Annotated in this window: 14 protein-coding genes and 1 riboswitch; of the genes, 10 read left to right on the top strand and 4 right to left on the bottom strand. The window is 34.4% G+C overall.

Annotated features, from left to right (window positions below; all coding sequences use genetic code 11):
* Positions 1 to 196 precede the first annotated feature (196 nt).
* Complete coding sequence (locus DOK79_RS01995; RefSeq protein ID WP_206859615.1) at positions 197 to 490, bottom strand: hypothetical protein; 294 nt, start codon at positions 488 to 490, stop codon at positions 197 to 199.
* A 324-nt stretch (positions 491 to 814) separates the two neighbouring features.
* Between DOK79_RS01995 and DOK79_RS01990 the strand changes: the two genes are divergently transcribed.
* Complete coding sequence (locus DOK79_RS01990; RefSeq protein WP_096081696.1) at positions 815 to 1,147, top strand: hypothetical protein; 333 nt, start codon at positions 815 to 817, stop codon at positions 1,145 to 1,147.
* A 127-nt stretch (positions 1,148 to 1,274) separates the two neighbouring features.
* Here the strand turns inward: DOK79_RS01990 and DOK79_RS01985 are convergent, their stop codons facing one another.
* Together DOK79_RS01985 and DOK79_RS01980 are read right to left on the bottom strand one after the other, a co-directional pair.
* The gene (locus tag DOK79_RS01985) at positions 1,275 to 2,567 is read right to left on the bottom strand and encodes a D-serine ammonia-lyase (RefSeq protein WP_206859614.1); all 1,293 of its coding nucleotides are present in this window, start codon (positions 2,565 to 2,567) and stop codon (positions 1,275 to 1,277) included.
* Between the two features lie 47 nt (positions 2,568 to 2,614).
* Positions 2,615 to 2,989 carry a hypothetical protein gene (locus DOK79_RS01980; protein WP_062804789.1) on the bottom strand — a complete coding sequence of 125 codons (375 nt, stop codon included), beginning with the start codon at positions 2,987 to 2,989 and terminating at the stop codon, positions 2,615 to 2,617.
* Positions 2,990 to 4,990: 2,001 nt separating this feature from the next.
* On the opposite strand from DOK79_RS01980, the gene DOK79_RS01975 reads away from it, so the two are divergent.
* From DOK79_RS01975 to DOK79_RS01955, 5 genes are all read left to right on the top strand, one after another.
* A complete protein-coding gene (locus tag DOK79_RS01975) occupies positions 4,991 to 7,678 on the top strand; it encodes an AAA domain-containing protein (protein ID WP_206858560.1) in 2,688 nt (895 codons plus the stop codon).
* Positions 7,679 to 8,098: 420 nt separating this feature from the next.
* Entirely contained in the window at positions 8,099 to 8,302 is a 204-nt protein-coding gene (locus tag DOK79_RS01970) for a hypothetical protein (protein ID WP_206858562.1), read from the top strand.
* Between the two features lie 376 nt (positions 8,303 to 8,678).
* Complete coding sequence (locus tag DOK79_RS01965; protein WP_206858575.1) at positions 8,679 to 9,530, top strand: PRD domain-containing protein; 852 nt, start codon at positions 8,679 to 8,681, stop codon at positions 9,528 to 9,530.
* A complete protein-coding gene (locus DOK79_RS01960) occupies positions 9,520 to 11,355 on the top strand; it encodes a beta-glucoside-specific PTS transporter subunit IIABC (protein ID WP_206858577.1) in 1,836 nt (611 codons plus the stop codon). Before DOK79_RS01965 ends, DOK79_RS01960 begins: the two co-directional genes overlap by 11 nt.
* A gap of 11 nt (positions 11,356 to 11,366) precedes the next feature.
* On the top strand, positions 11,367 to 12,779 hold the full coding sequence (locus DOK79_RS01955; RefSeq protein ID WP_206858579.1) for a family 1 glycosylhydrolase: 1,413 nt from the start codon (positions 11,367 to 11,369) through the stop codon (positions 12,777 to 12,779).
* Between the two features lie 86 nt (positions 12,780 to 12,865).
* Here DOK79_RS01955 and DOK79_RS01950 read toward each other — a convergent pair whose 3' ends face one another.
* On the bottom strand, positions 12,866 to 13,501 hold the full coding sequence (locus DOK79_RS01950; RefSeq protein WP_206858591.1) for a VanZ family protein: 636 nt from the start codon (positions 13,499 to 13,501) through the stop codon (positions 12,866 to 12,868).
* A gap of 461 nt (positions 13,502 to 13,962) precedes the next feature.
* Between DOK79_RS01950 and DOK79_RS01945 the strand changes: the two genes are divergently transcribed.
* From DOK79_RS01945 to DOK79_RS01930, 4 genes are all read left to right on the top strand, one after another.
* Positions 13,963 to 14,592: a DUF443 family protein gene (locus DOK79_RS01945; protein ID WP_206858593.1), complete on the top strand. Its 630-nt coding sequence runs from the start codon at positions 13,963 to 13,965 to the stop codon at positions 14,590 to 14,592.
* Between the two features lie 54 nt (positions 14,593 to 14,646).
* On the top strand, positions 14,647 to 15,555 hold the full coding sequence (locus DOK79_RS01940; protein WP_339092762.1) for a hypothetical protein: 909 nt from the start codon (positions 14,647 to 14,649) through the stop codon (positions 15,553 to 15,555).
* 441 nt (positions 15,556 to 15,996) lie between these two features.
* Positions 15,997 to 16,157: riboswitch (cobalamin riboswitch) on the top strand.
* A 189-nt stretch (positions 16,158 to 16,346) separates the two neighbouring features.
* Complete coding sequence (locus DOK79_RS01935) at positions 16,347 to 17,315, top strand: ABC transporter substrate-binding protein (RefSeq protein WP_206858614.1); 969 nt, start codon at positions 16,347 to 16,349, stop codon at positions 17,313 to 17,315.
* Entirely contained in the window at positions 17,308 to 18,306 is a 999-nt protein-coding gene (locus tag DOK79_RS01930; protein WP_066026575.1) for a FecCD family ABC transporter permease, read from the top strand. Before DOK79_RS01935 ends, DOK79_RS01930 begins: the two co-directional genes overlap by 8 nt.
* Positions 18,307 to 18,308 lie beyond the last annotated feature (2 nt).

The raw sequence follows: 18,308 nt of genomic DNA, 5'->3' as shown, positions 1-18,308 counted from the left end.
ACAACAAAAGAATTATACAATCCTAACCATACGGTTTTTTTAATACCTACTCTTTGGAGTAGGTATTTTTTTTATAATAATATAGTTAGTTTTACAGAAAATATAATGTCAATTGGACCACTTATTTAAAGAAAAATAGTAGGTAAATAATTAGAAGTGAAAAAATTAGATTTAATAGGAGTAAAAATATTGAATCTTATTTTAAATTATTTTGTTTAATATTTATTAAGAGCATAATAACTGGAATCGTGATTGTAAGAACAATTAGGGCTAAATATATTTGATTGGCTGAAAAAAATAAAAGGTTAGAAGCAGATACGGATAAGATATGATAAAAATTATAGACATATATTGGTATCGATGGTTCTAATATTCCTACATCAAAAACTAGAAAATCAGCTAGATTAAAAAAAGAAAACAGAGTACCTAATCCACCGATAAAAAATAAGATGATCGGTGTAGACGAAGTATTTAATCGATTAGCGTTCAATACAATAACCTCCTCATTTTTCTTTGTAAAAGTTTAGAGCGAATAAATCATTTTGGTTAGAAAAAACCAAATTTAGGAAAATTGTTTAAAACTAAAAAAAGCTCATAAAAAGTTCATGTTTTGTAAAAATGTTAATTTTTTTTTACTCTACAGCGTACTAAATTGAAATAATCTTAATCATTTAAACGTATCTATGGATGATTAAAAAATGTTGTGACAATACTGTAAGCGCTTCTTATTGATGACTTAAGCAAATAGACATCGTTTAATTTATTCTTTTTAATACACTCTAAGTGTACCAAAAAAATGATAGGAGTGGTCAATATGAAGAAATTTTTATTAGCATGTCTAGGAATTTTAGCAACAGTTAGTTTTGCAGCGTGTGGTCCTAAAGCGTCGGAAAAGCCAAAGAGCCATTCGCCAAAGCAATCACAACAGATCCCTAGAAAAAAACAAAGTAGTGACACAAATGGTACTAAGAAAAAAGAAAAATCTAATAACAAGAGAAATGAACAGGAGAATAAACAGTCAAGTGATAGTAAAGAAAAGAAGAGCCAAAAAGTAAAACCAAAAAATGAAAGCAATTCTCAAAATAGAAAAAAACCAAATATTACGAACAAAGAATCAAATCATAATAATCTAGCAAATGTAAGCTAGATTAGCCTGCGATGATCTAGTAACCCAGCATTGCCGTAAAAAAAAGAACATCGATAACTGAGTATTTTTGTTATCGATGTTCTTTTAGCGAGATTAATGACTTGAACTTGCTGTTATTGTTACATAATTAGAAATTAAGTAAAGACAATCCTTTTTTGTAATATTGAGCCATTTCTTCTTCTGGAACCATATTACCACCCGTTCCCCAAATTATGTGTGTGCCAGACTTTATCCAAGTTTTTTTCAATGCGAATGCTCGATTTATATTCACAAATGATGCAATCCCAGCAGCGGATGAAGGTTCCACATAGATGTTTTCACTATCCGCAAGCAATGTTAGATATTGATATAATCTTTCATCTTGAACAGTAGAACTAGCATATAAAATCGGTTCTATGATCTTGCCGACTAAATGTGAGGGGCGCCCGACGGCTAATCCATCAGCAGCTGTCTTACCATCGATTGCAATATCTTGCACTGAAATTTTGTCGTGTAATCCTGTGTACAGGCCAAGTAACATTGACGGAGCGTGAGTAGGTTCTACAAAAAATATTTTTACAGCATCACCAAAAATGCAGGACAATCCAAAGGCAATTCCACCTGGACTACCACCTACACCACAAGGAAGATGGACATATAGAGGATGATCTTCAGATACTTCAATATTTTTTTCTTTTAATTGAGTTTGTAGTCTCAGTGCAGCTACAGAGTATCCTAGAAATAAATCTTTTGAAGCTTCATCATCGATGAAATAACTGTGGAATTTGTTTACTGTTTCTGCTCGCCCTAAAGCTACAGCTTTGCTAAAATCACCTTCGTACTCTTTGACAACAACGCCTATTTCTCTCAACAAACGCTTTTTCCAGCTTTTTGCTTCATTAGACATGTGGACAGTCGTCTGAAACCCTAACTTTGCTCCCATGATTCCGACACTAAGACCTAAATTCCCTGTAGAACCCACAGCGATTGAATAATTAGAAAAAATATTTTTGAATTCATCATTTGCTAGAATAGCATAATTACTATCAATTGTTAGTTTTCCAGAATCCAGCGCAACTTTTTCAGCAAACGTCAAAACTTCATAGATTCCACCTCTGGCTTTAATTGAACCAGATACAGGGAGATTATTGTCACATTTAAAATATAGTTTACTGTTTGTTTCGAAATGTTCTTTTTCTTTTATTTTATCCAACATGTTAGGAATCTCAACTAATTCTGACTCGATGATACCACCAGTAGCTTTAGTCTCAGGAAAAACTTTAGCAATGTATGGAGCAAACCTTTGTAGCCTTTTAGAAGCGTCTATCACATCATTTATGGTAAAACATGAAGTTTTTCTTTCTCCAAAATTTGGATTTATCCAGCAAACTTCTTGATATGACTGCAATGCAATTAATAAACGATCTGTTTTATTAGTCATTTTGGAACCCTCTTTCTATTTCTTAATTTGTGCTAACAATGGAAGAATTACTGATTCATCCCCCATGCAACGAAGAAATAAAAGAGTGTAGGGAGAGAAAAAAGTAAATTTATTCCTAAAATCCAAATGGAAATCAATTTATTATTATTAGTGAAGATATTGAAAAATAATCCAATAATTGAAAAAATGATAAATAACGAGAGAGATGATAAATAAAGATTGTCGGAAGAAATGTGAAGGATAGATGAAGTAGCAGAAGCAAATTTTTCAAAAAATCTAAACAGAGGGATGTTCGGATCTGCAACACCCATATGAAAGATATAGATACAAGTGATGTGCAATACCGATATAGCTGTGCCAAGAGCACCGATTACTAATAAAGAGATTGCTTTTAAAGGATTAGCAGATTTGAGTATTGGCATATAAATACCTCCTAATTTTGATACATTTAATTATCTATAAAAAATTTTTTTCTAACCATTTTTTTGTCCGATTTATTCATTACATTTTCGTAAGGAATTAAAAGATAAAGAGGTATGTATGATTGGAAAGCTTCATTTGAGAGTCACTAGAATTGTTATAGCTTAAGACAATTTACTTATTTCGAAGGTCTTAATTTTCAATGAGATAGCTACTTTTCAGAGTGATTGTCTTTTAAAAAATAGATACAACCACTGAAAACCAAAACAGTTGAATAATAATTAAAATGATAGTAACCTTATTGTATCACCTAACAACATTGCTTTTTCACAACCCGCTCTTTGGAGCGGATTACATAAACGAACATATTATTTGAATCTAAATTTAAAAAGATAGTAAAATGTAAGTATCCACATTCAGAACATTCTTTATCCTAAGGTAGCCCGCTCTTTTCGAGCGGGTATTTTTGTTGGACTAAAACAGCCACCAATGTTTCTTGACTACGGCAAAGGCATGTAGTCATAGTGACTTAAAATGAAATCAATAACATTATTTTTGCCACAAATTTGCCACAAAAAAATATAAAAGCAAGTAAATTCAGGGGAACGTATTTTCTGTTTTGGCATAAAAAATACTGTTAAATAGGGACTTTTATTAAATTGAAATCAATTGACACTACCTATATATATTTAGTTATGAGATGGAAGGGTCAGTTGGGTAAGTAAATGAATTATCCGGTCTCTTTGTCAATAAGGACTGCGGATACGTTCAATCAAGTGAAAGAGTGTGGAACGATTATCAGAAAATATCTGATGATTGTCCCACTTTTTTCCATTTTTTTAAATTTAAGGAACGAAAATTTTTAAAACTCATGATAAAGTTAAGAAAGAATGATATCAGTTGATGTCAGTTAAATATATGGGAAAAAATTTTTTCTGAAAATATTAAAAGGTTTATTCTTTTTATCAAAAAACTAATGCAGAACCTTGTGTATAAGAGTTTAAGCAACTCGTCAAGGAACGTTTGGGAATAAGTCGTTGTTGATGTCGTAATGGGATACTGTTGCGTATCAAGTGAGTATTCTTGGTAACAAGAGGAAAGCCAGTGTAAAAGCATTGGAACGCAAAGAACGTGTGCAAAGTGTGACCAAATGTAAGGTAGCGAACTTGTCGGGACGACAATAGAAAGCTAAGTTGACAAGACTTAGCCTCTCCGTGAAGAGATTTGCTAAGGGATTGGCATTTCACACTGATGGAAACATCCAAAGAAGTCCTTCGCCGTGAAGTGATTAGAAATAATCTATAAGACAAGAAACGCGTGAGAGTAGCAGAAGGCGGTATATGTTGATACTAATCATAATCAAAATATACCGAATGCCCCTGTGGAATTTGTAGGCTGTCATGCCTGACCACATCTCGTAAAGCTGCAATATGCCAGCGGTCGCTCCGCCTGGTACGGTATTGCAGAATGTGTGACTGAACAACATTGCAATCGCATGGCGTAGAGAGAAACACTCCGCATAGTTTTTTGGTAAAGGGCGTAAGCCTTTTTCTTTTGCATTTTTTTACATAAGAGCTATCCCAACATTTTGGCTTTTTGTTAATAAGGATGGATGAGTTCAAGCAAGTGAAAAACGGAAGAAGAAGAAAATTCTATTCCGAATTTTTTTATCTTGTATTTAAAAGAACAAATACAAGGAATTAAACGATTATGATATCAAAACTATATTTTATGATGTTATTAATATATTGTTTGATACTTCTGATAAACTTTGGTAAAGAAATTGTTCTGTATAAGGATGAATAGTTATAAATGTAAAATTTAATGTATCTTATATTTTTAAGTATAGAATCTAGTGCTTATTTTCATTTTAGACTTACACATAAATAGATTGGTATAATCAAATTTTTCGCAATTATCACGATATTAGATAGAATTTGAATTTTATTATCTATCGTTCTTTTTATTCGATAATATATAAATTAAAATTGAGGCGGTATGGAATGTTTTCAATATATATGAACGGGCAAGATAAAACGAATCAAATAACAGACTGGAGATTATGGAATAAAGGGAATAAATTGATGGTAACTGTGGATTTTCCATCAGGGAAGTCTTTTACAAAACCTTTAGATATATGTAAAATCACCCCTATAAAGGAGATCCAATCCGGACTTTTATCTAGAGAAAAAGATATTTACCAAACAATAGATCACGCTACTACATATGGTGGGAAATATGTGGTTGTAAACTATCCGAATGATCAAAAAAAATATATTATGAAGTTGGATAATGTAAGTATTATTGATCGTTCTGATTTAAAAAATGAAAATATATTTTCTTATTTTACTGATATTGTAAAAGAGCGCGTTCGACTTGCAAGTTCAGAAGACCTGCTTATGTATGAAAATATCGAGAGACAATTGAATAAAATTACACCCTATAAAGGAACAGCTTTGCATGCTTATTGTTATGGTAAGAACGAGATTAGGGAATCTTTGGAGAAATTTATTTTCCCGTTTGGAATCAATGAGAGCCAATTGGAAGCCATTGAAAATGCATTTTCTTCTCAAATTAGTGTGATTGAAGGCCCTCCCGGTACAGGAAAAACACAAACAATTTTGAATATAATTGCGAATATTTTAATAAATAAAAAATCAGTTGCAATTGTTTCAAATAATAATACAGCTGTTGAAAATGTTTATGAAAAGTTAGCGAAAAAAGATCTGGATTATCTGATTGCAAAACTAGGAAGATCCACAAAAAAAGTAGAGTTCTTTGAAGAAATGACAGATGTACCATCTTTTGATTTGAATTCAGACAGTGTTTCTTTGGAGGAAATTGCGACTATATTAGCAAAAGTAAAAAAAAGTTTAGCTGTACAAAATAAAGTAGCGCAGTTGACTGCAGAAATCAGCGAGTTACTTATTGAAAAAAAATACCTTGAAGAATGGCATGAGGAAAATGTACATGTCGATTTAGTTGATGTTCATAAATACAAATTAAGTCCAGAAAAGAGTTCTGATTTACTTGCTTATATGAATTACCTCTCTCAAAAAAAATTCTCTTTCAAAGAAAGATTTCGTTTATTGCTAGAATTTAAAATCTTTAGAACTAAATTTATCGAAACTTCCTCTGAACGAGTAAATTTTACATACTCCTTACAGTTCTACTATTATGAAAAAATGCTACATGAAAAAGAACAACAATTACAAAAATATAAGAATGAATTGAAAAAAGATCATTTTAAGCAATTACTAGACGATTTAACGAATAAATCAATGCAGTACCTCAAACAACAATTGTCAAAATCAATTCCAATGAATTCAAATTTTACTATGGATAATTATAGAAAAAATTTCAGTAAATTTCTTAAACGATTTCCTATTATTGGAAGTAGTAGCCATTCGATTATCAACTCGATAGCAGAAGGAGCAATATTGGACTATATCATTATTGACGAGGCCTCACAGCAAGATATAGTTCCGGGAATTTTAAGTTTAGGCTGTGCAAAAAATATTATCGTGGTGGGAGATCGCAAGCAACTTCCACATATTCCTGCAAAAACGGAGATTGTTTGCCCGTCACAATATTATGATTGTAGTAAATATAGTTTACTAGATTCATTTATTCAATTGTTTAAGGAAGAAGTTCCTATAACCTTATTGAAAGAACATTATCGTTGTCATCCTAAGGTTATCCAGTTCTGTAATCAACAATTTTATAATAATCAATTAATTCCCATGACGCTAGATAAGGGAGAAGCTTCGATTTCGCTGATTATTACTTCAAAAGGAAATCACACACGTAATTTTGCTAATTTGCGAGAAATTGAATCTTTAATGGAGATTGGTTGGTCTGATGAAAAAGATATAGGATTTATTACTCCCTATAACGACCAAGTTGATTTAGCTGGAAAATATTTACCAACTGAGTTTGCCAGAGCAACTATTCATAAATTTCAGGGTAGAGAATGTAAAGAAGTTATTTTTTCAACAGTGCTAGACAAGAAAAAGAAGAATCAGAAATTTATAGAATTTGTCGAGGATCCCCACTTGGTGAATGTGGCTGTCTCAAGGGCAATAAATAAGTTTACTTTAGTTACTGGAAATGAGGTATTTACACGGAATAATAGTAGCTTGGCAGCTTTAATTAGATATATGAAGTACTATGCCTCTGATGAATATTTCTATGAAAGTCCAGTAATTTCAGCATTTGATTTATTGTATAACGAATACGATCGTTCTCTAGAGAAATTAAATAACCGATTGAATTTAAAAGATTCAAATTTTAAGTCTGAGCAAATAATGGCTGCTATACTAAGGGATTTACTTAAAGAAAGTGAATTTACTTCTTTGTCACATCATAGACAGATTGATGTGAGACAACTTGTTTCTATTAAAAACAACACCTTTACTGAAAGAGAAATAGAATTTATGAATCAAAAAGCGAGTTGTGATTTTGTACTTTACTATAAGGTTGGTAAGTATCCGATAGGCGTGATTGAAGTTGATGGTGGGAAGCATGATAATTCAGTTCAGCGAGAACGTGATACACTTAAAAATAATATTTTAGTAAAAGCTGGTATTTCTTTGCTTAGATTGAAGACAATCGAGGGGAATATTGAGAGAAAAACAAGAATATTTTTAAATGAATGTATGATTAATAGTAGCGTTCAGAATAATGAATGAATTTATTCTATGAGGAGATGTCTAAGAAAAGATGTTTCCTCTTTATTTTAACAAAATTTTTAAATCGATTTTCAGAAATGATTAAAAAAGTATAACTCTTAAATTAATAATAAAGATAATAAGAGGAAATTATTACAACATAGAATTATGAGGATTAAATCAAAGCTATTTGGTTTTGTAGAATTGCTTTAATAGTAACGATTATGAGGCTAAACATACATTTTATGATGGTTTTATTATACAAGATTATTTCTCTGATAATCTATCATATAGAACGTTTATTATGCAAGGTTTCGAAACGAGGAAATAAACTTTTTAGAATGAACTTATGTAAATTTGAATTTAAGTAGTTTCCAATTAGTTAGGAAATAAATGGCTTGCTACTTATTTATAGAATAAATGAGAAAGATGGGGATGTATATGCCAGAATTTATTAATTTACCAAACTTTTATTATGACAGTGAAATTTTAAATAATGTTGATTTACCTGAAGAAAATCAATCTTTACAAATCCAAAGAACTTTAAAAGAAACAGAAAAAATCAAAAAATCTGTTTCTTCTTTGGAAGATAGTGAAGAAAAAAGAAAAAGGAGAAAACCATCTACTTTTCAAAAAGAACAGTGAGAAATTCCGAAGCGATATATTGTCATAAAAAAGAGCAAAATCCTGACGAAAGTGCTTATAGATGAGGACTTGCTGCAGTTGTTTTAATGAAATAAATCAAATAATAGATGGGTGAAACAACCAATGGTGTAATAGAAAAAAATGGCTGATAATCATTCCTTTTTGTTATGCACCAGTAAAGAAAGCGTTGACATTTCTGCGAAACACATTTATTATTAATTATATATCATCAATAAAAAGAAGAACCCATTTAATACGCGGCAGTATTAAATGCGAGTATGTTACTGCAATGCAGGCAGAACTCAAAAAAGATTTTAAGGCAGCGGCCCTTAAATCTTTTTTGAGTTCTTTTTTTTAGGAAAGGAGAATAGGGCAAGTGAAAATAATACAGATAATCAACAACAATGTGGCATTGGTCAAGAAGGGCGGACATGAGGTCTTTATTGTTTCCAAAGGTATCGGCTTTCGAAAGAAAAAAGGCCAACAGGTTTCAGAAGACGAGATCGAAAAAATGTATATTTTGGATTCTTATGAAATGTTGGAGCATTTTAGTTACTTGCTTTCAAAGTCTGATTCAAATGACATTCTTTTGATTAGTCGGATCATTGAAAATGCAGAGGAAAAACTTGGCATCAAAGTGAGTGATTACTTAACACTAACATTACTGGATCATTTAGAGTTTCTTTTGGAACGAGCTGAAAAGAATCAGTTTATTGCAAGTCCATTGATTTGGGATATTCGCAGGTTTTATCCTCGTCATTTTGAGCTCGCACTGGAGAGTCTTCAGATGATCGAGAAAGAAAAAAATCTCAGTATTCCAAGTGATGAAGCGGCTTCTATCGCTTTGCATTTCATCAACTTTTGGGACAATAAGAAATCTGACCGGTTACTGGAGATGCAGACATTGAGTGATATTGTCTCTATTATTGAAAAACACTACACATTTAAAATCGATGAATCTTCGACGAATTTTATGCGGTTCTCAACACATTTGCAATACTTTATCCAGCGGATCATCAAAAGTGAATTGGCACAGTCAGAAGGAAATATCTCTTTATTGTATCAACAAATCAGTCAGTTATATCCAGAAGCGTTCAAAGCAGTCCAAAAAATCAAAATCTATATCAAGCACCAGTTTAAAGCAGATATTTCCATGAATGAAGAAACGTATTTGATGATGCACATCAATCGACTAACAGAAAGGATTGGAAAAACAGATGAAATATGAAAAATTAAATAAAGCTATCATTGAACTGGTCGGCGGAAAAGAAAATATTGTAGCTGCTGCCCATTGCGTCACACGTTTACGTTTGACGTTAAATAATCGCGACTTAGCAAAAACAGAAGAAATCAAAGAACTAGACGGCGTGATTGACGTTGTATCTAATGATGTAGCGTACCAGGTCATTATCGGTACGCATGTCACAGAAGTCTACAATGAATTTATGTCATTGGTAGGCTTAGGGAGTGGAAGTGAGGTGACTCCTGAGAAAGAAAAATTATCATGGAAGAAAATTCCAACAGCAGTGTTGTCGGTCGTTTCTGAATCAATGACTTCAATTATCGAAGTGTTGATTGCGGCAGGGATGATTGCTGGGATTTTGAGTTTGCTTTCTTTGACGGGCATCGTTTCGGCGGAAAGTCCAACGTATCAAATTTTCCAGACATTACAAACGTCGATTTTCACCTTCTTACCGATCTTTTTTGCTTTTTCATCAGCTAGAAGATTGAACGTCAATCCGTATGTCGCTACTGTTTTAGCGACGACTGTAATGTCTTCAAATATTACTGGTGCGGAAGGGTTAAGTTTGTTTGGCTATCAATTACCTGTGATTGACTATTCTCATACATTCATTCCGATTTTATTAGCGATCGCCTTGTTGAAATTTGTGACTACTCAGTTAGAAAAAGTAGTGCCGAAAGCGATTCAGCTGTTTTTTGTTCCCGCTGTTTCTTTGATGATCGTATTGCCCGTTCTCTTGACCGTTTTTGGGCCGGTCGGTATGTGGATCGGTTCAGGGATTTCTTGGGTGTTCACATTGTTGTCTGAAAATATCGGCTATTGGATCGTTGTGATGCTTTATGCAGCTTTCCAACCGTTCTTGATCGTCTTAGGTGCTGCGAATTTCTTATTCCCAATCGGATTGACTTTCTTTGCGGAACTAGGCTATGACCCTGTGATCACTGGAGCTGCTACCATTTCAGATATTGCCGTGGCTGGAGCGATGATTGGTTATTTCTTGAAGACGAAAAAAGAGAAAGAAAAAGCGACATTTGGAACGATTGGTTTTTCAGCGGTCATGGGAATCACAGAACCAGCTATTTTTGGTGTTTTCTTGAAATACCGCCGTCCGTTTATCGCCGTGATTGTTGGTGGTGGAATTGGCGGTTTGATTGCAGGATTAGCCGGTGTCAAAGCGTGGACCATGGCTTGGGGGTTAGCGGGATTGCCCGCTTTCTTGATTGGTGGAACAGCAAACTTTGTTTGGATGATCATTTCATGCGTCACAGCATTTCTTCTAGCTGGAGCTGTTGCTTATGGGCTGGGGATGCCACAAGAAGATAAAGCAACTGAAAAAGAAAAATCCCTGACGAAAGCTGGTCAAATCGCACTGGAAAATGTTAGTTCAGGTGAGGTCATCCAGTTGAGTCAAGTTTCAGACAGTGCGTTTGCTTCAGGCGCTTTAGGTAAGGGTTTTGCAGTGATTCCAGATGAAGAAAATGGCGAAATTTTTGCACCGATCGCAGGAGAAGTCACCGTAGTTTTCCCCACAAAACATGCGTATGGAATCAAGACAGAAGATGGAGTAGAAGTATTGATCCATGTGGGCGTCGATACAGTGAACCTTGAAGGTAAAGGATTTACTAGTTATGTAAAAGTCGGCGATCAGGTAAAGACTGGCGATGTGTTGGCAACAGTTGATTTTTCTGCCATCCAAGCAGCTGGTTTTGATCCAACAGTGATGGTCGTTGTCACGAATAGCGCAGACTTTTTAGATGTCGTACCGTTGGCTGATGAAAGTACGAATCAAGTGTTAGCAGTGATTATTTAGGAGGTAAAAGGATGAAAACAGATTTTTTATGGGGCGGTAGTATCGCAGCCCATCAAAGCGAAGGTGGATGGGATCAAGGTGGAAAAGGAATTTCCAATATGGATCTCGTGACGAAAGGCACTCGTGACACACCACGAGAAATCCACAAAGAACTGAAAGAAGGATTCATTTATCCTTCTCATACGGGGATTGATTTTTATCACCGTTACAAAGAAGATATTCAACTATTTGCGGAAATGGGATTTACAGCACTAAGAATCTCAATCGATTGGACACGGATTTTTCCGAACGGTGATGATCCTGAACCAAATGAACAAGGCTTGAACTTTTATGAAAATGTAGTAGACACTTTACTTGCACATGGTATTGAACCGATCATCACATTCTTTCATTTTGAATTACCAGCTAACTTGATCGAAAAATACCAAGGTTGGACGAGTCGCAAACTAGTTGCTTTATTTGAAAAGTATGCTAAAACACTGTTTGAACGTCTGAACGGTAAAGTGACATATTGGGCAACATTCAATGAAATCAATCATTTGGACCCGAACTCAAAAGCTGCGGAATTTTTTACGTACTACATTTCTGGTCTTAAGTTTGAAGAACTTGAAAATCCAAAACAAGCAATCGCACAAATTGCTTACAATACGGCACTTGCTAGTGCAAAAGTCGTTAAGCTGGGACATCAAATCAATCCCGAGTTCAAAATTGGGTGTGTCTTTGGTATCAATCCGCAATATCCAGAAACGTGTAAACCAGAAACGATGTTAAACAACTTGTTGGAAAATGAAAAAGAATTGTATCAAATGGATGTAATGTGTCGTGGCAAATTTCCACAATACAAATTAAAAGAGTTTTCAGCACAAGGTATCGTGATCGAACAACAAGAAACGGATGCGAAAGATTTTCAACAAGGAACGATCGATTATATTGGGTTGAATTATTATATGTCCAGTGTCACTCCGAATGAACAAAAAGAGAACGAAGCATTCTTTGGTGGCATCCAAAATCAGTATCTCGAACTGTCAGACTGGGGCTGGGCCATTGACTCCGTTGGCTTACGTTATACGATGAACTGGTTGTACAGAAGATACCAATTGCCGCTAATGATCACTGAAAACGGGCTAGGTGCTGAAGACGTATTAGAGCCAGGAAATATTGTTAATGATGACTATCGGATCGATTATCTCAACCTCCATATTTCTGAAATGAAAAAAGCAATCACCGAAGATTATGTCGAATGTCTCGGTTATCTCTCTTGGGGACCAATCGACCTAGTTAGCGCTTCTACCGGCGAAATGTCGAAACGGTATGGATTTATCTATGTTGACTTGGATGATGAAGGAAAAGGCACCGGCAACAGATACAAAAAGAAATCGTTTGACTGGTATAAAAGAGTGATTGAAACAAACGGAACAGAATGATAAATAGAAAAAGCCCCAAAAATTGGAAGAATAATTTTTGGGGATCTTATCTTTTTATAGAGATGTTGCTTCTAAGGTATTAAGCATTAACTAAAAAATGTATTAATAAAAGCGATAAAAACGACGAATACAGGTATTGACCATGAAATATCAGTCGTTTTATCAAGGATTTTATTTGACGAATGGTTGAACATTTTTAAAATTACTTGAATTAGACAATAACCTAAAATCATCCCTAGTACATTTGAAGTTAAATCATCGATATCTGTTGCTCTAGCTACCGTAAACAGTTGACTCAGTTCAATCAATAAAGAAGTGCAAAAGCCAAATAAAAGAGAATAGCTGAATTTTCTATACGTGGGACTAATTAACGGACATAAAAATCCGATTGGTATAAAACAAATAATATTGAGGATATATCCTGTATTTATTCCATCGATGAAAGGAACAAGATTGATATTCGGATTGAAAATATTTTCCCCGAAGCCACTGATCCTGTTTAATCCATAAAGCGTAGGAACACCGAACACATTGAAGAATGTCACACACATATAATAAAATAATAAAAGTGCTGATAGAATACTTACCAATTTAAAAGAACCTTTGTTTTTTTTGGTGAACCAAAATAAAAAACTTGCCAAAATTAATAGGCCTACCAAGAATACAGGTTTTAAAGTCAAGATATCTATGATAGATTCCCAGAATCCGATTTGTTGTATCATCTTTTTCGCCTTCTTTCCTTAAGTGAATGATTATTTAGTCTGTATAATCATCTCATAGAAGGAGATGCTAGCCATCAGCCTGTAGACTTATTTTAGGAGTCATATGAGTGTACTGATAAACTGGTAAATGATACAAGATGAAGCCAGTTGGTACTAAATGATAATTATGATACGTAGAAACGATTGATAAAAAATGATTAAATAGCAAAATATAGCCCTAGATACTTATTGAATTCCAGTATATTAGGGCTGTTTTTGTGTGCGTATAAGACTGAAAGTGTTCGTATACGACGTAGATGATTCTTATCCAAACGATTTTCGGTAAAATAAATGGAATTTGCGTATAGTAATAATGAGTGAAGTCGAAAAAGGACATTGAGTATTAGGCTAGCTAATCGGGAAATAAAGGTAGGGAGAATTTACCTCTTGCCATAATTAAAAGAAGGAGTATCAGCTTAACTATGATATCAGAAATAAAAAATATTATTCATAACGATCGTTACAAAGTTTTGATTACTGAAGAGAATGAGTTTTACTTGATAGATGCAGACAGCCAATTAAAGACGTTGCTGTTTGCCCCACTCGGTTGGTTGGGAAAGTATGAGGGTGTCAAGATAACACAGAGAGACTACGATGATTTGATTGTTCAAAAAGTAAATGAAAAAAATAGCAACAATTCCTCGTTTTTATATACGTTGATCTTATTTCTTTTCGTCCTTTTCTTACGAATGTTTATTCCAGAAGATTCGAAATATAGCATGATCACTTTCCTTATCATTTTACTGGGTGCATTATTCATTAAATTCTATTTATCATACAGAGAAAAGCAACTTTTACATAAGAAAATTTTTTTAGAAACATATGAAAAGGTAAAAATCAGAGTAGTGCCTTTAATAAGAGTGGACCGTTTGTTGAAAATGATTTTAATAAACTTATTACTGGACGGTACCTCAATCGCTTTCTCATTACTGTATATAAAAAGGTTTAATTTGTTATATATGCCTTTTTTAATAATCAATTTTATTTTCTTGTTACTACTAATTGGTCGTGCTGCACTGACAGAACAAAAATATAAAGTTTCTTTCAACTGAAAAACAATAAGAAAGGTGCTATCTCCAGTAGAAAACTATTAGAGGATAGCTTTAGTGAAGAAAATCATGAAGCAACTATTCAATGCAACATTCGAAGAAAGTTTAAATCTAAGTGATGACACATTTGTTACTTTTATGAATAAAGATGTTAATCGATTGCCGGATCCAACAGGTGGTAAAAAGGTCGTTGCTAGAGTTGTAGGAGTACTATTACTTGCCTTTTTAATAGGAATCAATTATTTGATCGCCGTTATATCCACGAAAATTAGTGCAGGAGAACTAGGACCTAGTCCACTTCCTACACCAGATATCAATTTTTTACCAATGTGGTTGTTTTATTTATTATTTTTTGTGTGGGTAACTTTAGTTTTCATTTTTAGGGATAGAGGAGAGTATTACTTTACAAGGATACGAGGTCAATTCAACTTAAACTTATATATTATCTGGTTAGTGATAGAGATAAATCTTTTATTCATCACAGTATTTCTTAAACCACTAACCATTTTAGGTATGCTATTCCTGCTAGGATTGATCGGAGTAGTAGGCTACCTCGTGTTTAGGACTAAAAAACGTACGATTGAGTATGTGTTATATGAAGTTGAAAGAAAAAAAGATAAGGGAGATATGTTGATAGATCAAGTAATGAAATTAGCAATGAAATATGGTTGGGGAATTGTGACCGTAGGTATATTATGGAAGTTCGTCTTCCCAAACAGCGGTGAAGTAAGAACAGATTTTGTTGGATTCATCAGTATGTTAGGTATGTGGATAGCGATGGATATTGTCATCATTTTTGCAGAATCTTATCTATACTTCCCTTATCTATTACAAGGGTACTATAAGCGAAAATACGCAGAACAATACCGCGATTTGGAAGGGAAAACACAAATAGAATGGTATGGAGAGAAATATTTCAACAAGCATATCAAAGGAACAGCCAAAGAAATAAAAGAGAAGAACTAGCCAAAAATCTTTGGTATCAACGTCTATCTAAATGTAAATTTTGGCTTGAATATTAAAATAAATAGCCTTAATCTGATAAATCTTTTCTTATTCTAATGAATAACATATGAAATTTTTGCATGGTTTTTAACAAATTCTTGTCCTTTTACCTTACACTTACATGATAGGAATGCCTATCAAGAGCTTTGTTTTATTAAAATAAAAAACGTTAGATAAATCAACGAATGTTACAGTGTCATCAGTTTTTTATAATATAAATGAATGGCATTTTAAAAAACAGAAAATAATATATTTTTGTTGAAAGTAAGATGTTTTGTAGGTCTTTTCGCTTGATTTTCGTATATCTTTTATGAAATCCATATGTTAAAGTATTGGCGGAGATACTTTTGTTGGTATAGCTAAAAATTTCCAAAAGATAAATGATTGAATAAAAGTAAATTTAAAAATAAATAGCCGATTAGATGTCAGGGAAAGAGGTGAAAGTCCTCTACAGACCTACCTACTGTAAGGGGGATGAAACCAACATGACCACAGAGCATTCTGGAAGGGTTGGGAGTAAAAAGAAGCCAAGTCAGGAGACCGGTCTAACGGCAATGATGTTCTTTTGTAGGAGAAAGATCAAGCGTTTTGTTGTGCGATGGATCAAACTGTCTTCTCCTGTAAAAGGAAAGGCAGTTTTTTATTACTTTTAAAAGAGTTTGCTTGATAAGGGTATGGAAATGTAAGGGCTATCGTAAACAAAGTGATCACTGGGAAAAGTAAAAATGAGTCAAGGAAAGTGGGAATAGATGATGAAAAAATTATCGAAATTAGTTGCTGTGTTGGGATTGAGCGTAGTCTTTGGTTTAAGTGCTTGTTCAAATAATAATGATCAAACAAGCGGAACAGCAGAAACAACAACAGCTTCAGAAGTTGCTCTACCAACAAAAGATCGTGGTGGCGAAGAAATTGAGATTCCAGAAGAAGTGGATAAGATGGTTTCTCTAGTACCTTCAGTTACACAAGTGATCGATGATCTAGGAAGTAAAGATCAATTAGTAGCTGTTGACACACAAAGCCCAGCAATGACGAAAGATATCGATGAGTTGCCACAAATCGATATGATGGCTGTGGATGCAGAAACATTGATTTCATTGAACCCACAAGTGATCTATGTTTCAGATATTAGTCTGCATGGCTCTGAAAACGTTTGGTCACAAGTAAAAGATGCAGGAATTACTGTCGTGAATATCCCAACTAGTAATACCATTGAAGATATTGCTTTAGATGTCCAATTTATCGCTGACACTTTAAAAGAGCATGAAAAAGGACAAGAATTAGTCGATACAATGAACAAAGAGATCGATGAGATCAAAGAAATTGGCGAAACGATTACAGATAAGAAAAAAGTATTATTTGAAATCAGTGCATTACCTGAAATTTATAGCTTTGGTAAAGGCGTTTACTTGAATGAAATGATCGAACTTGTCGGTGCAGAAAATGTATTTGCAGATCAAGAAAGCTGGATTCCAGTAACAGAAGAAGCTGCGATTGCTAGCAAGCCAGACGTGATTTTGACAAACGTGAATTACTTGGATGATGCAGTGCAAGAAATCTTGGATCGTGAAAGTTGGAAAGACGTGCCAGCGGTGAAAAATGAAGCGGTATACTACATCGATAACGCTGCGAGTTCTTTACCTAACCATCATATGACAAAAGCCCTAAAAGAAATGGCTTTAGCAATCTACCCTGATGAATATAAATCGTTGGAAAATGAATAAACAAAGTCGGTTGCTGATAGCAGTTGTCTTGAGTATCATCGTAGTATTCTTTGGGATCAAAATCGGGAGTGTATCCATTCCTTTTGATACCTTGATCCAAGCATTATTTTCAAGAGGAGACAAACAGCTAGATGCAACGATCGTCACCATTCTTTGGCAGGTTCGCCTACCGAGAGTGGTTTTGGCGTTTCTTGTAGGTGCTGCGTTGGCTGTGAGTGGAACAGTCATGCAATCCCTTTTAGGCAATCCATTAGCTTCTGCCTATACGCTAGGTGTGTCATCAGGGGCATCACTTGGCGCTGCGTTGATCATTGTCTCAGGGATCACTTTACCGTTGTTCCCGAATTTTACATTACCTCTGACAGGCTTTATTTTTGGTTTAGCAACTGTTTTTATTGTTTTGATGATGAGCCAAAGATTGGATCAGCAATTATCGAATCAAACAGTGATTTTAGTGGGAATGGTCATGACCTTATTTGTGGGCGCGATGTTGACGATCGTCACGGCATTATTCAAAGATCATTTACAGCAATTAGTCTTCTGGCAAATGGGGAGCTTTTCAGGAAGTACTTGGGCAAAAATCCAAATCTTTTTACCCATTTTACTGATCGGGACTCTCGCTCTTTGGTTTTCTGCTAGTAGCTTAGATGTGTTATCTTTAGGTGAAGAAGAAGCAATGATTTCTGGTGTAGATGTCCGAACGATCAAGTTATGGGTCATGGTGCTTGCAGCATTGCTTGCAGGAAGTGCGGTTTCATTTGTCGGCGTGATTGGATTCGTTGACTTGATTGCACCTCACGTCATCCGCCGCTATTTCGGTGCCAGCCATCGCTGGGTCATTCCAGGAGCAGCACTGTTAGGTGGTAGTATGATGGTCGTCGGGGATACGATTTCTCGAACGCTATTATCTCCCCAAGAAATCCCGATCGGCGCTGTCACCGCATTGATCGGTGCGCCATTTTTTGCCTATGTTTATTTCAAACGAAAGTGAGT

The sequence above is a fragment of the Enterococcus sp. DIV1094 genome, assembly GCF_017316305.2.
Classification (GTDB): Bacteria; Bacillota; Bacilli; order Lactobacillales; family Enterococcaceae; genus Enterococcus_B; species Enterococcus_B mangumiae.
The sequence above is the reverse complement of the archived record's forward strand: the minus strand, read 5'-3'. Positions and strand labels throughout refer to the sequence as shown.

Bases quoted from the DNA above. Each gene is read 5' to 3' on its own strand.
- DOK79_RS01935 (WP_206858614.1), top strand. From the start codon at position 16,347: ATGAAAAAATTATCGAAATTAGTTGCTGTGTTGGGATTGAGCGTAGTC.
- DOK79_RS01960 (WP_206858577.1), top strand. From the start codon at position 9,520: ATGAAATATGAAAAATTAAATAAAGCTATCATTGAACTGGTCGGCGGA.
- DOK79_RS01950 (WP_206858591.1), bottom strand. From the start codon at position 13,501: ATGATACAACAAATCGGATTCTGGGAATCTATCATAGATATCTTGACT.
- DOK79_RS01955 (WP_206858579.1), top strand. From the start codon at position 11,367: ATGAAAACAGATTTTTTATGGGGCGGTAGTATCGCAGCCCATCAAAGC.
- DOK79_RS01990 (WP_096081696.1), top strand. From the start codon at position 815: ATGAAGAAATTTTTATTAGCATGTCTAGGAATTTTAGCAACAGTTAGT.
- DOK79_RS01930 (WP_066026575.1), top strand. From the start codon at position 17,308: ATGAATAAACAAAGTCGGTTGCTGATAGCAGTTGTCTTGAGTATCATC.
- DOK79_RS01980 (WP_062804789.1), bottom strand. From the start codon at position 2,989: ATGCCAATACTCAAATCTGCTAATCCTTTAAAAGCAATCTCTTTATTA.
- DOK79_RS01970 (WP_206858562.1), top strand. From the start codon at position 8,099: ATGCCAGAATTTATTAATTTACCAAACTTTTATTATGACAGTGAAATT.
- DOK79_RS01985 (WP_206859614.1), bottom strand. From the start codon at position 2,567: ATGACTAATAAAACAGATCGTTTATTAATTGCATTGCAGTCATATCAA.
- DOK79_RS01945 (WP_206858593.1), top strand. From the start codon at position 13,963: ATGATATCAGAAATAAAAAATATTATTCATAACGATCGTTACAAAGTT.
- DOK79_RS01975 (WP_206858560.1), top strand. From the start codon at position 4,991: ATGTTTTCAATATATATGAACGGGCAAGATAAAACGAATCAAATAACA.